The organism is Kluyvera sp. STS39-E (assembly GCF_040932435.1).
Lineage (GTDB): Bacteria > Pseudomonadota > Gammaproteobacteria > Enterobacterales > Enterobacteriaceae > Kluyvera.
Genome location: NZ_JBFQGA010000004.1, coordinates 136,478 through 149,385 on the forward strand (window position 1 = coordinate 136,478; position 12,908 = coordinate 149,385).

14 protein-coding genes are annotated in these 12,908 nt (G+C 54.9%); 5 read left to right on the plus strand and 9 right to left on the minus strand.

Features of this window, described 5'->3' with window-relative positions; translation table 11 throughout:
* The first annotated feature begins 86 nt into the window (after positions 1-86).
* Positions 87-644, plus strand: a complete 558-nt coding sequence (gene speG, locus AB4K05_RS10025) for a spermidine N1-acetyltransferase (protein ID WP_368479837.1) — start codon at positions 87-89, stop codon at positions 642-644.
* A gap of 59 nt (positions 645-703) precedes the next feature.
* On the opposite strand, the gene AB4K05_RS10030 is transcribed toward speG, so the two are convergent.
* Positions 704-1,594: a LysR family transcriptional regulator gene (locus AB4K05_RS10030; protein ID WP_368479838.1), complete on the minus strand. Its 891-nt coding sequence runs from the start codon at positions 1,592-1,594 to the stop codon at positions 704-706.
* Between the two features lie 151 nt (positions 1,595-1,745).
* On the opposite strand from AB4K05_RS10030, the gene AB4K05_RS10035 reads away from it, so the two are divergent.
* Positions 1,746-2,063, plus strand: a complete 318-nt coding sequence (locus tag AB4K05_RS10035) for an RcnB family protein (protein ID WP_368479839.1) — start codon at positions 1,746-1,748, stop codon at positions 2,061-2,063.
* 46 nt (positions 2,064-2,109) lie between these two features.
* Here AB4K05_RS10035 and AB4K05_RS10040 read toward each other — a convergent pair whose 3' ends face one another.
* Positions 2,110-2,436 carry a hypothetical protein gene (locus AB4K05_RS10040; RefSeq protein WP_368479840.1) on the minus strand — a complete coding sequence of 109 codons (327 nt, stop codon included), beginning with the start codon at positions 2,434-2,436 and terminating at the stop codon, positions 2,110-2,112.
* A gap of 227 nt (positions 2,437-2,663) precedes the next feature.
* The gene (gene apbC, locus AB4K05_RS10045; RefSeq protein ID WP_368479841.1) at positions 2,664-3,773 is read right to left on the minus strand and encodes an iron-sulfur cluster carrier protein ApbC; all 1,110 of its coding nucleotides are present in this window, start codon (positions 3,771-3,773) and stop codon (positions 2,664-2,666) included.
* 139 nt (positions 3,774-3,912) lie between these two features.
* Between apbC and metG the strand changes: the two genes are divergently transcribed.
* Positions 3,913-5,949 (plus strand): methionine--tRNA ligase, encoded by a 2,037-nt coding sequence (gene metG, locus AB4K05_RS10050; protein ID WP_368479842.1) that lies wholly within the window; start codon positions 3,913-3,915, stop codon positions 5,947-5,949.
* 136 nt (positions 5,950-6,085) lie between these two features.
* On the opposite strand, the gene AB4K05_RS10055 is transcribed toward metG, so the two are convergent.
* From AB4K05_RS10055 to AB4K05_RS10065, 3 genes are read right to left on the minus strand one after another with little or no spacing between them, the layout of a single operon-like run.
* Positions 6,086-6,556, minus strand: a complete 471-nt coding sequence (locus AB4K05_RS10055) for a DUF1456 family protein (RefSeq protein WP_368479843.1) — start codon at positions 6,554-6,556, stop codon at positions 6,086-6,088.
* 47 nt (positions 6,557-6,603) lie between these two features.
* The gene (gene btsR / locus AB4K05_RS10060) at positions 6,604-7,323 is read right to left on the minus strand and encodes a two-component system response regulator BtsR (protein ID WP_368479844.1); all 720 of its coding nucleotides are present in this window, start codon (positions 7,321-7,323) and stop codon (positions 6,604-6,606) included.
* Positions 7,320-9,005, minus strand: coding sequence for a LytS/YhcK type 5TM receptor domain-containing protein (locus AB4K05_RS10065; protein ID WP_368479845.1), 1,686 nt, complete (start codon positions 9,003-9,005; stop codon positions 7,320-7,322). Before AB4K05_RS10065 ends, btsR begins: the two co-directional genes overlap by 4 nt.
* 209 nt (positions 9,006-9,214) lie before the next feature.
* Between AB4K05_RS10065 and AB4K05_RS10070 the strand changes: the two genes are divergently transcribed.
* Entirely contained in the window at positions 9,215-9,934 is a 720-nt protein-coding gene (locus AB4K05_RS10070) for a MerR family transcriptional regulator (RefSeq protein ID WP_368479846.1), read from the plus strand.
* A 59-nt stretch (positions 9,935-9,993) separates the two neighbouring features.
* Positions 9,994-10,107, plus strand: a complete 114-nt coding sequence (locus AB4K05_RS10075; protein ID WP_368479847.1) for a protein YohO — start codon at positions 9,994-9,996, stop codon at positions 10,105-10,107.
* Here the strand turns inward: AB4K05_RS10075 and AB4K05_RS10080 are convergent.
* From AB4K05_RS10080 to AB4K05_RS10090, 3 genes are read right to left on the minus strand one after another with little or no spacing between them, the layout of a single operon-like run.
* Positions 10,082-10,819: an ABC transporter permease gene (locus AB4K05_RS10080; protein ID WP_368479848.1), complete on the minus strand. Its 738-nt coding sequence runs from the start codon at positions 10,817-10,819 to the stop codon at positions 10,082-10,084. The two genes, AB4K05_RS10075 and AB4K05_RS10080, sit on opposite strands and share 26 nt — an antisense overlap.
* Positions 10,803-11,750, minus strand: coding sequence for an ABC transporter ATP-binding protein (locus tag AB4K05_RS10085; RefSeq protein WP_368479849.1), 948 nt, complete (start codon positions 11,748-11,750; stop codon positions 10,803-10,805). Before AB4K05_RS10085 ends, AB4K05_RS10080 begins: the two co-directional genes overlap by 17 nt.
* Positions 11,743-12,897 carry an ABC transporter permease gene (locus AB4K05_RS10090; protein ID WP_368479850.1) on the minus strand — a complete coding sequence of 385 codons (1,155 nt, stop codon included), beginning with the start codon at positions 12,895-12,897 and terminating at the stop codon, positions 11,743-11,745. Before AB4K05_RS10090 ends, AB4K05_RS10085 begins: the two co-directional genes overlap by 8 nt.
* Positions 12,898-12,908: the final 11 nt, after the last annotated feature.

Below are 12,908 nucleotides of genomic sequence, written 5' to 3' on the forward strand. Positions count from 1 at the left end.
CAGATTGTAATTATTTTAAAATCCGGATGGCACAAGCTACCAGATGATAATATATTTTCAGTTTGTTCTTAGCTGTGAGTAATAACATGTCAGAACCATCAGACCTTAAACTAAGACCGCTTGAGCGGGAAGATTTACGCTTTGTTCACCAACTCGACAATAATGCCAGCGTGATGCGTTATTGGTTTGAAGAACCCTATGAGGCCTTTGTTGAACTGAGCGATCTTTACGACAAGCACATCCACGATCAAAGTGAGCGCCGTTTTGTCATCTCCTACAATGGCAATAATGCGGGTCTGGTGGAACTGGTTGAAATAAACCATATTCACCGCCGCGCCGAGTTTCAAATAATCATTTCGCCTGAATATCAGGGCAAAGGCTTAGCCACCCGAGCCGCCAAGCTGGCAATGGATTACGGATTTACCGTCCTCAATCTCTATAAGCTGTACCTCATCGTCGATAAAGAGAATGCCAAAGCCGTTCATATTTATCGCAAACTGGGTTTTATCCAGGAGGGGGAATTAATCCATGAGTTTTTTGTGAACGGTGAGTACCGTAATACGATCAGAATGTGTATCTTCCAGCACCAATATCTGGAAAACAACAAACCTGCCAGCGCGATTTTGAAGCCGACGGCGCAATAACATCTTCGCGACGAAAACCCGGCGACGCGTTGCTCGGCCGGGTTACGCCAGTGGGGAGATCACTTTACGCAATGCTCCCTCACCTCTTCATATAATAACCGCACCGCCGTAGAGAGCTGTTTGCGGTGCGGGCAAATCATATTCAGCGGCACGTTGTCGCCCAAATAGTTCGGCAGCAGAACTTTTAATCGGCCTTCCTGCAGGTCACGACTGACATCCAGCATCGATTTAAAGGCAATGCCCTCTCCGGCCACGGCCAGCCGACGGATGACCTCGGCATCATCGCTGGTTATGCTGCCGGACACCTGCACCTGATGCTCAACGCCATCAAGGCTCAGCGACCAGCGGTCGAATAACCTGCCGCGCAGTACGTAGGTAAGCGCGTTGCATTTCTCAAGATCCGCCAGCGTTTTCGGCTCGCCATGACGCGCGATCCATTGCGGCGAAGCCACCAGTACGCGGCGATTTTCAGGGGCCACGGGAAGCGAAATAAACGATGCGTCGTCATTTTCTCCATAACGGAAAGCCACATCCACCGGGTCTTTAAAAATATCGGTACGGTGATCGGAAAACAAAATTCGCAGACGGAGCGCCGGATGGCGTTCACGAAACCGGCGGAAAACCTCCAGCAGTAAGTTACGTCCCAAATCGGAGGGCACGGCAATTTGCAGCGTGCCGCGCACTTCATCGTCCGGGGTATGGATTTTTTGCAGCCCGTTCTCCAGCGTATCGAGCATCTGGAGCGCGAACGGCAGCCAAGTCTCCCCTTCCACCGTCAGGCGCAGGCTGCGAGTTGAGCGGGCGAACAGGCGAATGTTGAGCGCGGTCTCCAGACGTTTAATCGCCGAGCTGACCTGCGCCGGGGGAATACTGGCTTCGCGCGCCGCCTCGCTAAAGCTGCTTAAGGCCGCAGCACGGACGAACAGTGATAAATCTTCCAGCCTGAACATGGGGGTCCTCACCTAGGGCAGAATAATCCTCAAAATGGAGGCAACCGCCGTTTGCTTACATTTTTTAAGAAAGCAGCACTTGCCATCACGCCCGCGCTTCAGGAATCATACGGGGCGATAATTTTATATCCAGGATAATAATGGGGATAGTATGCGTAAAACAAAAATGATGCTTCTGGGCGTACTGTTGGCAACCGCGAGCGCCGCGTGGGCGGCACCGGCAACGGGCATCCAGAAATATGAATTAAAAGAGTTTATTGCCGATTTCACGTCATTCAAAATCGGCGATAACGTACCGGCTATGTACCTGACACCCGAATACAACATCAAACAATGGCAGTTACGTAACCTACCTGCGCCGGATGCCGGTACTCACTGGACATACATGGGCGGTAACTATGTGCTGATTGGCGATACCGACGGCAAAATTAGCAAAGTTTACGACGGTGAAATTTTCTACCACCGCTAGTTCCGATGGCCAGCGGCGTGCTTTCGCCGCTGGCTTATTCATTAAGTTAATCATAGTAGATGTTCTTCTGCTGAATATATTCGTTCACACCGGCTTCCGCGGCCAGTTTTTCATACAACAAAAGAATACTGAATAATAGATCTCCGCCGCTTCTTAATAAGTCATCCGGCGCAACCCGTTGTTCTTTATCAACCAGAAAAATCAACTGTTCAATCAGATCACAATATTCACCGTAGACGCCAATTGATATTTCATGCTCAATGACCGATTCACGGCAATAGTGCAGCGCATCGGTCGCCTTCTCGCGCAGGGTGCGGTTATGCATCATCACGACAAGCAGTTCGCGCAAGTTGACCATCAGATTGTTATTCATCACCCCTCCATTTCTGAATTATTTATAATTACCAGAAATAAGAATGATGTTATCAAACGGCACCATCGATTAACATGAAATTAACCAAAGACGACCACCAATAAATGCTATAGATTTATTGAATAACATTCACATGATGGATGATTATTAAGAAAGGGAATTGGCAGGAAAATAATAAATCCGTACGGCGGGAAATCACCGTACGGATAATGCCAGAGCGTGGAGAATTACACCGCGCGGAAAGCAATCTCGGTTGGAATGACTTCACCCTGCCAGTAGAGCTGCGCCGCAACGCGCCCCGCCAGCTGACGATAAATCTCGGTGAACTCACTATCCGGACGCGCAACCACCGTCGGCGTGCCGTTATCCAAGTCTTCACGCAGATTGATATGCAGCGGCATCTGACCCAGCAGCTGGGTGTGATATTTCTCGGCCAGCTTCTCAGCGCCCCCGGTGCCGAAGATAGGCTCGTGGTGACCACAGTTGCTGCAGATGTGCATGCTCATGTTTTCCACGATGCCCAGTACCGGCACTTCGACTTTCTCGAACATGACGATGCCTTTTTTGGCGTCGATCAGCGCAATATCCTGCGGCGTGGTCACTACCACCGCCCCGGTAACCGGGATGTTCTGCGCCAGCGTCAGCTGAATGTCACCGGTGCCCGGCGGCATATCGAGAACCAAGTAGTCGAGATCCGGCCACAGCGTTTCCTGCAGCATCTGCATCAGCGCTTTACTGGCCATCGGGCCACGCCAGACCATCGCGTTATCGTCGGTTACCAGATAGCCGATGGAGTTGGTCGCCACGCCGTGGGCCATGATCGGCGCCATGTGGGTGCCGTCCGGCGAGGTGGGACGCTGGTTTTCCGCGCCCAGCATGTTCGGGATTGAAGGGCCGTAGATATCGGCATCAAGAATGCCCACTTTGGCACCTTCTGCCGCCAGCGCCAGCGCAAGGTTGACGGCGGTAGATGATTTACCGACCCCACCTTTACCAGAACTCACCGCGATAATGTTTTTGACGCCGTTGATACCCGGCTGGTTTTTCACGCGTTTTAAGGTCGCGATGCTGTGCGACAGCTTCCAGTCGATAGCTTTTGCCCCGGTCACCCGCAGCAACTCGGCGCTGGTTTGCTCTTTTAATTCCTCAAAAGCGCTGTGCCAGACGAACGGCATCTGCAATTCGATATGCACGGTGTCGTCAAGCCAGGCGACGTGGTGCAGCGCTTTCAGCGCCGTTAGGTTGTGTTTCAGGGTTGGGTGCTGGAAATTCGCCAGCGTGCCGGCCACCATCGCACGTAAACGCTCAGGGGATTTGGCCTGGGATTCTGCGTTCATCCCGACTCCTTTTGTTATTTTGACATGCTTTCAGTGTCGTTAAGTCTACCACAGCTAACGGGCATCCATATATGGCGCACCCACTACCCTTTTGGTAATATCAAAACCCCTTTTTGCAACAGAAGAAGTAATACCCACTATGACTCAAGTCGCGAAGAAAATTCTGGTAACGTGCGCGCTGCCGTACGCCAACGGCTCCATCCACCTCGGCCATATGCTGGAGCACATCCAGGCTGATGTCTGGGTCCGTTACCAGCGAATGCGCGGCCACCAGGTCAACTTCATCTGTGCGGACGATGCCCACGGCACGCCAATCATGCTGAAAGCACAGCAGCTCGGCGTAACGCCTGAGCAGATGATTGCCGAAATGAGTCAGGAACATCAGACTGATTTTTCAGGCTTTAACATCAGCTACGACAACTATCACTCGACGCACAGCGATGAGAACCGCGAGCTGTCTGAGCTGATTTATGGTCGCCTGAAAGAAAACGGTTTTATAAAAAACCGCACCATCTCTCAGCTTTACGACCCGGAAAAAGGCATGTTCCTGCCGGACCGTTTCGTAAAAGGTACCTGCCCGAAATGTAAATCACCGGATCAATACGGCGATAACTGTGAAGTATGTGGCGCAACCTACAGCCCAACCGAGCTTATCGAGCCAAAATCCGTGGTTTCCGGCGCAACGCCTGTGATGCGTGAGTCCGAGCACTTCTTCTTCGATCTGCCGTCATTCAGCGAAATGCTGCAGGCGTGGACCCGCAGCGGTGCGCTGCAAGAGCAGGTCGCAAACAAAATGCAGGAGTGGTTTGAATCTGGCCTGCAGCAGTGGGATATCTCCCGCGATGCGCCATACTTCGGCTTTGAAATCCCGAACGCACCGGGCAAATATTTCTACGTCTGGCTGGATGCACCAATTGGCTACATGGGTTCCTTCAAGAACCTGTGCGACAAGCGCGGCGATACCACAAGCTTTGACGAATACTGGAAGAAAGATTCTACCGCCGAGCTGTATCACTTTATCGGTAAAGATATCGTCTACTTCCACAGCTTGTTCTGGCCGGCGATGCTGGAAGGCAGCAACTTCCGCAAGCCAACCAACCTGTTCGTTCACGGCTACGTAACGGTAAACGGCGCGAAGATGTCCAAATCTCGCGGCACCTTCATCAAGGCCAGCACCTGGCTGAATCACTTTGATGCCGACAGCCTGCGCTACTACTACACCGCCAAGCTCTCTTCACGCATCGATGATATCGACCTGAATCTGGAAGATTTCGTGCAGCGCGTGAATGCCGACATCGTTAACAAAGTGGTTAACCTTGCGTCCCGTAACGCTGGCTTTATCGCCAAACGCTTTGATGGCGTGCTTTCCGCCGAGCTTGCCGATCCAGAGCTGTACAAGACCTTCACCGACGCGGCAGCCGCCATTGGCGAAGCGTGGGACAGCCGCGAATTCGGTAAAGCTATCCGTGAAATCATGGCGCTAGCCGACGTGGCAAACCGCTACGTTGACGAACAGGCTCCGTGGGTCGTCGCCAAACAGGAAGGCCGCGATGCCGACCTGCAGGCTATCTGCACCATGGGGCTGAACATGTTCCGCGTACTGATGACCTGGCTCAAACCTGTGCTGCCAGAGCTGACCGCACGTACCGAAGCGTTCTTAAATACCGAGCTTAGCTGGGATGCCATCAATCAACCGCTGATTGGTCACAAAATCAACACTTTCAAAGCGCTGTATAACCGCATCGAGATGAAGCAGGTTGAGGCACTGGTTGAAGCGTCTAAAGAAGAAGTGAAAGCGCTGAACAGCACGCCGGTGACTGGCCCGCTGGCAGATGATCCTATTCAGGAAACGATCACCTTTGACGATTTCGCCAAGATTGACCTGCGCGTAGCGTTGATTGAAAACGCCGAGTTCGTGGAAGGTTCCGACAAGCTGCTGCGCCTGACGCTGGATCTGGGCGGCGAGAAGCGTAACGTCTTCTCCGGCATTCGCTCAGCGTACCCGGACCCACAGCCGCTGATTGGTCGTCTGACCGTTATGGTTGCCAACCTGGCGCCGCGTAAAATGCGCTTCGGCATCTCGGAAGGGATGGTGATGGCAGCAGGCCCTGGCGGGAAGGACATCTTCCTGTTAAGCCCTGACGACGGTGCACAACCCGGTCAGCAGGTGAAATAACCCGCATAAAAAAACGCTGCTTCGGCAGCGTTTTTTTTATATCAGATGTAGGCCGGATAAGGCATCGCCGCCATCCGGCGGTAACGTGCACCCAATGCCTGATGGCGCTTCGTTTATCAGGCCTACAAAGACGTTGTTAAGATTTTGCCGCGTGCTCACGCACCGCCAGCCCGCGTAGGAAATAGCGCAGGAACTGGTCGCCGCATTCGCGGAAGTTTTTATGCTCTGGCGCGCGCATCATGGCGGTGATTTCCGGCATCGAGATACGGAACTGCTGCTGGGTCATGATCGCCAGAATATCATCGGTTTTCAGCGAAAAGGCGATGCGCAGTTTTTTCAACATGATGTTGTTGTTAATACGGCGCTCAACCGCCAGCGCTGGCGCAGATTCATCGCGGCCGCGTTTTTCATAGATCAGGCCATTAAGAAAGCGTGACAGCAGGATATCCGGACAGCGAACAAAGCCCTCTTCATCCTCTTTGCGCAGCCACGGAACCAATTGCTCCGCCGTTGCTTCGACTTCGCCCAGCGCAAAAACACGCACCAGATCGTTGTTATTGAATTTCAGGATATAGCGGACGCTGCGTAAAATATCGTTACTGACCATAGTGCCTTCGGTGATGATGAAAAATACGGTGGCTAAGTTTACACGAATTACAGCCCCAGCGCTTCCTTCAAACTTTTCAGATAGCGGCGGCTCACCGGCACGGTCTGTCCGTTGCGCAGCAGCAGCTCGGCTTGACCGTTGTCTTCAAGGCGAATTTCTTTGAGGTGCGACATATTGACCAAATGCTGACGATGGCAGCGGATAAGCGGCGTTCGGTTCTCCAGCGTGCGCAGCGTTAGCTCGGTAAAGCCTTCTTTTCCCTCACCGCTGGTCACGTACACGCCACTAAGGCGGCTGCTGACGAAAGCTACATCATCCATCTGCAACAGATAAATTCGACTGTGACCCGTACAGGGAATGTATTTGAGCGCCTGCTGGTTTTCTCCCAGTACCGACACATCCTGCACCGCCCGCTCTTGGCGCAGACGCAGCAGCGTTTTATCTAAACGCTTCTCTTCTATCGGCTTAAGCAAGTAATCAAACGCATGTTCCTCAAACGCTTTCACCGCGTACTCGTCGAAGGCGGTCAGAAACACGATATAGGGCCGATGTTCCGGGTCCAGCATACCGACCATCTCCAGCCCGCTGATGCGCGGCATCTGGATATCAAGAAACAGCACGTCAGGACGCAGCTTATGGACCGCGCCAATGGCCTCGACTGCGTTTGCACACTCCCCGACAATATCGAGGTCATCGTGAGTTTGCAGCAGTACGCGCAGGTTCTCCCGCGCCAGCGGTTCATCGTCGACAATCAGCACTTTTATCATGCGTTCTCCTCCAGAGGTAACCGCAGAGTCACTCGTGTAAAGCAGTCCGGTTCGCAGGTGACGGCAATCCCGCATTCATCACCAAAGCGCATTTTCAGGCGCTTATCGACCAAACTCATTCCCAGGCCGCTGGCTTCATTCGTGGGCTGATACAGCCCGGCGTTATCTTCAATGTCCAGCACTAAGTGTTGCCCCTGACGGCTCGCGCGCAACGTAATTTCGCCGACGTCCAGCAGCTGCGAGGTGCCGTGCTTGATGGCGTTTTCGACAATTGGCTGGAGCGTAAATGCCGGAAGCTGTTGGCCTGATAGCTCGTCAGGGATATCCAGATGCACCACAAGGCGCGACTGAAAACGCGCTTTTTCTATTTGCAGATAGGCATTTACGTGTTCGATTTCATCCGCCAAGGTGACAATTTCCGACGGACGCTTCAGGTTCTTACGAAAGAACGTCGATAGGTACTGCACCAGTTGGCTAGCTTGTTCACTGTCGCGGCGCACCACCGCCTTTAGCGTATTGAGTGCGTTAAACAGAAAATGCGGGTTCACCTGCGCGTGCAGCAGTTTGATTTCCGACTGGGTCAGCAGCGCCTTTTGCCGTTCATATTGTCCGGCAAGAATTTGCGCCGACAGCAGTTGAGCAATCCCCTCGCCCAACGTTCGGTTGATGGAGCTAAACAGGCGATTTTTAGCCTCATACAGCTTAATGGTGCCAATCACCTTTTGGTTCTCACCGCGCAGCGGGATCACCAGGGTTGAACCCAGCTTGCAGTTTGGGTGAATCGAGCAACGATACGGCACTTCATTGCCGTCCGCGTACACCACCTCGCCGGTTTCAATGGTTTTTTGCGTATAGCGCGAGGAGATAGGTTTACCCGGCAGATGGTGATCTTCCCCGATGCCGGTAAAAGCGAGCAGCTTTTCACGGTCGGTTATCGCCACCGCGCCGATATCCAGTTCCTGAATCAGCACCTGCGCCACCTTCATGCTGTTCTCTTCGTTAAAACCTTTACGCAGGATACCTTCCGTCGAGGCCGCCACCTTTAGCGCCGTGGCTGAGAACGCCGAGGTGTATTTTTCAAACATGGCGCGCTTATCCAGCAGGATGCGCATAAATAGCGCGGCGCCCACGGTATTGGTAACCATCATCGGCGCAGCGATACTTTGCACCAGATGTAAAGCATCTTGGAACGGGCGGGCAATTAGCAGGATTATCAGCATTTGCACCAGTTCGGCGACCAGCGTGATAGCCCCCGCAGTCCACGGGCTGAACACTTTATCCGGGCGGCCGCGGCGAATAAGCACGCTGTGCACCAGTCCGCCAAGCAGCCCCTCCACCATCGTGGAGATCATGCAGCTAAGGGCAGTCATCCCGCCCATCGAGTAGCGGTGCAGACCGCCGGTAAAACCGACTAAACCGCCAACCACCGGGCCGCCAAGCAGCCCGCCCATCACCGCACCAATCGCGCGGGTGTTGGCAATCGAGTCTTCAATATGCAGGCCAAAGTAAGTGCCGAGAATACAAAAGATAGAGAAGGTCACGTAGCACAGCAGCTTATGCGGTAGGCGTACGGTCACCTGCATCAGCGGGATAAACAGCCGCGTCTTGCTCATGAGCCAAGCGATGACCAGGAAAACGCACATCTGCTGAAGCAGCAGCAACACCAGATTAAACTCGTACATACCCAATCACCACAGGAGAAATAAAACTGCGTAACATACACATAGTTGGCATAACTTTCTTTGAAACCTGGCAAAAAAAGTGCGAAAAATGCTACCGATCACATTTTATCCATTACACAGAGAAAGGGAATGGATAAAAAATCGCCAGCGCAGGTTATCTCGGCAAACCCGGTCTAAAGTTAAAGGGGGGATGACATGCCGGAGGAACGATGGCGCTTTACACGATTGGCGAAGTGGCACAGCTTTGTGATATCAACCCGGTCACGCTGCGCGCGTGGCAGCGGCGGTACGCGCTGCTCAAGCCGCAGCGCACCGACGGTGGCCATCGACTGTTTAACGACGCGGATATCGACCGCATTCGTGAAATCCAGCGTTGGATAGAAACCGGCGTGCAGGTCAGTAAAGTCAAAAACCTGCTTTGTGAGCAGCCGGAGGGCTGGCGGGAACAGCAGGAAATCGCGCTGCGTGATTTACGCAACGGCAATCTCAACCACCTACGCCAATGGGTGAAAGAACTTCGGCGCAGCGATAGCGCGCGTACCTTAGTCGATAACCTTTTCACGCCGTTACGCCTACGCCTGCAAAGCACGCAGTTGCCGCTGCACACCCTACTGGGACTGCTCGACGGCGTGCTCATCAACGATATCGCGCTGAGTCTCTCCTCTGCCCGGCGTAAATCTGGGCCGCAGGCGCTGGTGGTCGGCTGGAACGTCACCGATATTACCCGTTTATGGCTGGAAGGCTGGGTGGCCTGTGAACAGGGCTGGCGCGTGGACGTCCTCGCGCATTCGCTCAGCCACGTGCAGCCGGAGCTCTTCCCCGGTCAAACCTTACTGGTGTGGTGCGGTGCGGCGCCAAGCGCTGTGCAGTTGCAACAGATGGCACGCTGGCAAGAAGAAGGCAGCGCCTTCGCCCTTCCCGCAAATTAATCGTTCATTAACAGCCCGGCTTCGCGGTATAATCTTTTGGTTAACAAAAGGAGTACACCATGAAGTCAGCTAAATTCGCAGCGATTGTGCTTTTCGCCTTTATGGCCATTAGCGGCATCGGTGGCGTTATGCTTGCAGGATATTCATTTATTGTTCGTGGCGGTGTTGGCTGAGCCGCAGGCTAAGTCGCTCAAAGGCGCGGTCGACGATGATCGCCGCCAGCGCCACCAGAATCGCCCCCTGCACCACATAGGCCGTATTAAACCCGCTCAGGCCGATGATTATCGGCGTGCCCAGCGTATTGGCCCCTACCGTTGACGCGATGGTCGCCGTACCGATATTCACAATCACCGATGTGCGCACACCCGCCACGATTACCGGTGCCGCCAGCGGCAGTTCCACTTTCCACAGCCTTTGCCAGCCGCTCATGCCCATCCCTTCTGCCACGCTTATTGCCGCCGCAGGTACCGCCGCCAGCCCGGCCAGCGTGCCCTGAAGCACCGGCAAAATACCGTACAGGATAAGCGCAATAATCGCCGGTTTTTCACCAAACCCCATCACCGGCACAGCCATTGCCAGCACCGCAACCGGCGGGAAAGTCTGCCCCATTGCCGCCAGCGTTTCGACCAGCGGACGAAATTCACGCCCTGCCGGACGCGTAACGATGACCCCGGCACTGAGGCCAATCACAATCGCCAACAGGCTGGAAATCCCCACCAGTTCGGCATGCGCAAGGGTGAGTGTGAAAAAGCTCGCCTGTTGGTAAAGCGGACGCGGCTGCTCGGGAAAAAGCGCATGAAAAAACGGCTCGCTGTGCGGTAGACCAATGAGCAATAAGGCGAACAACACCAGCAGCCAGAACAGCGGATCACGGAGCACGCGCATCGTTCGGCTCCTCGCGCAATAGGTCGGAAAAATGCAGGCTGCCGCAGGGCCTCCCTTGACTGTCAACAACTGGGAGCACCGTTCGCCGCTGGGTCATGAAACCCGATAGCGCATCACGCAGCGACAGTGTGTCGGCCAGCGGCTCTCCTTGGACATTCTCATCGGGGCGGGCGTAATCGGCAACCCGTCGCAGAGACAACAGCCGCACCCCAAGTTCGCTGTGACCAAAAAAGCGGCGGGCAAACTCGCTCCCCGGCGCGCTGAGCATGCTGAGCGGCGTCCCCTGCTGCACGACTTCACCGCCGTCCATCAAAATCAGGTTATCCGCCAACCGTAACGCTTCATCAATATCGTGCGTCACCAGCACGATGGTGCGTCCCAAGAGTTGATGGATACGCCGCATCTCCTGCTGTAGCGCGCCGCGGGTCACCGGGTCCAGTGCGCCGAAAGGCTCGTCCATCAACAGCACTTCCGGATCGCCCGCCAGCGCTCGCGCCACGCCAACACGCTGCTGCTGACCACCGGAAAGCTGATGGGGATAACGCGCGCGGAGATCCGGCTCCAGCCCTAATAGCGCCATCAGTTCATCAATACGGGCGTTCGTCTTCGCCTTCGGCCACTTTAACAGCTGGGGAACAGTGGCAATATTTTGCGCCACCGTCCAATGCGGGAACAAGCCGATGGATTGGATGGCATAACCCATCCGTCGGCGCAGCGCCAGCAGCGGCAGCTCGCGAATGTCTTGGCCTGAGAAATGGATAATCCCGCTATCCGGTTCAACCAACCGGTTAATCATCTTGAGCGTCGTCGATTTCCCGGACCCGGAGGTGCCAATCAGCACGGAAAACGCCCCTTCTTCCAGCCGTAAAGACAGATTTTTGACCGCCGGATGGTCGCCAAACGCTTTATTCACCTGCATAAATTCAATCACCGGCCTCTCCTTGAATCAGTGTGGCAATAAGGCTAAACAGCGCATCCGCAGCCACCGCCAAGGCAATCACCGGGATAACGCCCAGCAGCACCAGATCCAGCGCGCTGCTAAGAAGCCCCTGAAACACCAGCGCACCAAAGCCACCGGCGCCAATTAGCGCGGCGACGACCGCCATCCCTACCGTTTGCACCACCACCACCCGCAGACTGCGCAACAGCACCGGCAGCGCCAGCGGAAGCTGGACGCGGAAAAAGGTCTGGCTGCGGCTCATGCCCATCGCCGTTGCGCTTTCCAGCACCTGCGGCGACACCTGCTGCATGCCGGCCACCACCCCACGCACCAGCGGCAACAGCGCATAAAGCACCAGCGCAATCAGCGCAGGCGTCAGGCCCGTACCGGCAATGCCTAGTCGGGCGAGCCAAGGGAAATGCTGGACCAGCCCGGCCAATGGCGCAATCAAGACGCCAAACAGCGCAACCGATGGGATAGTCTGAATAATATTGAGCAGCGTAAACACACCTGACTGACGCCCCGGATGCCGCCAGCACCACAGGCCGATGGGAATTCCCAGCAACAGGCCCGGCAGCAGAGTTCCCCACAGCAGCGACAGGTGCTGATGCAGCGCATTGTCGAAGGTCTCCTGGCGGTTGGCATACTCTTTCATCAATGACAGTCCGTCCAGCGCGCCGCTCCACAGCAGCGCGCAGGGTAATAGCCAAAGCTGGGCGTTCAGCAACCAGCGCCATAGGGCGTGAGCGGTGAGACGCCGAATCGCATCGCTGCAAATAAGCAGCATCAACAGCAGCGATAGCCACAGCCCACTGCCGGGTGAAGTCCGCGCCAGTGGACTGCTGGCTTCAGCCAGCCGATGGGCCGCTTCACCGCTAAGCCACAGCAAAAGCGTGAATCCGCCCTGCGCCAGCAGCAGAATCGACAAACTCGCCGGGCGTCCGGGAAGATAGCTCAGGCCAATAAACGCGAGGGGAAGCAGCAGCAATATTAACGGAGGAAAAGGCCAAACCTGCCACAGCCACAGGCCATCGCCCGAGACCAGACGGTTCGGGGCAAAATTCACAAACGGCAGCGCGGCGGCGACCAGCAACATTAGCGCAAGCAGCGCCACCACGCGGTTATGACAATAAGGCACGCGATTAACCG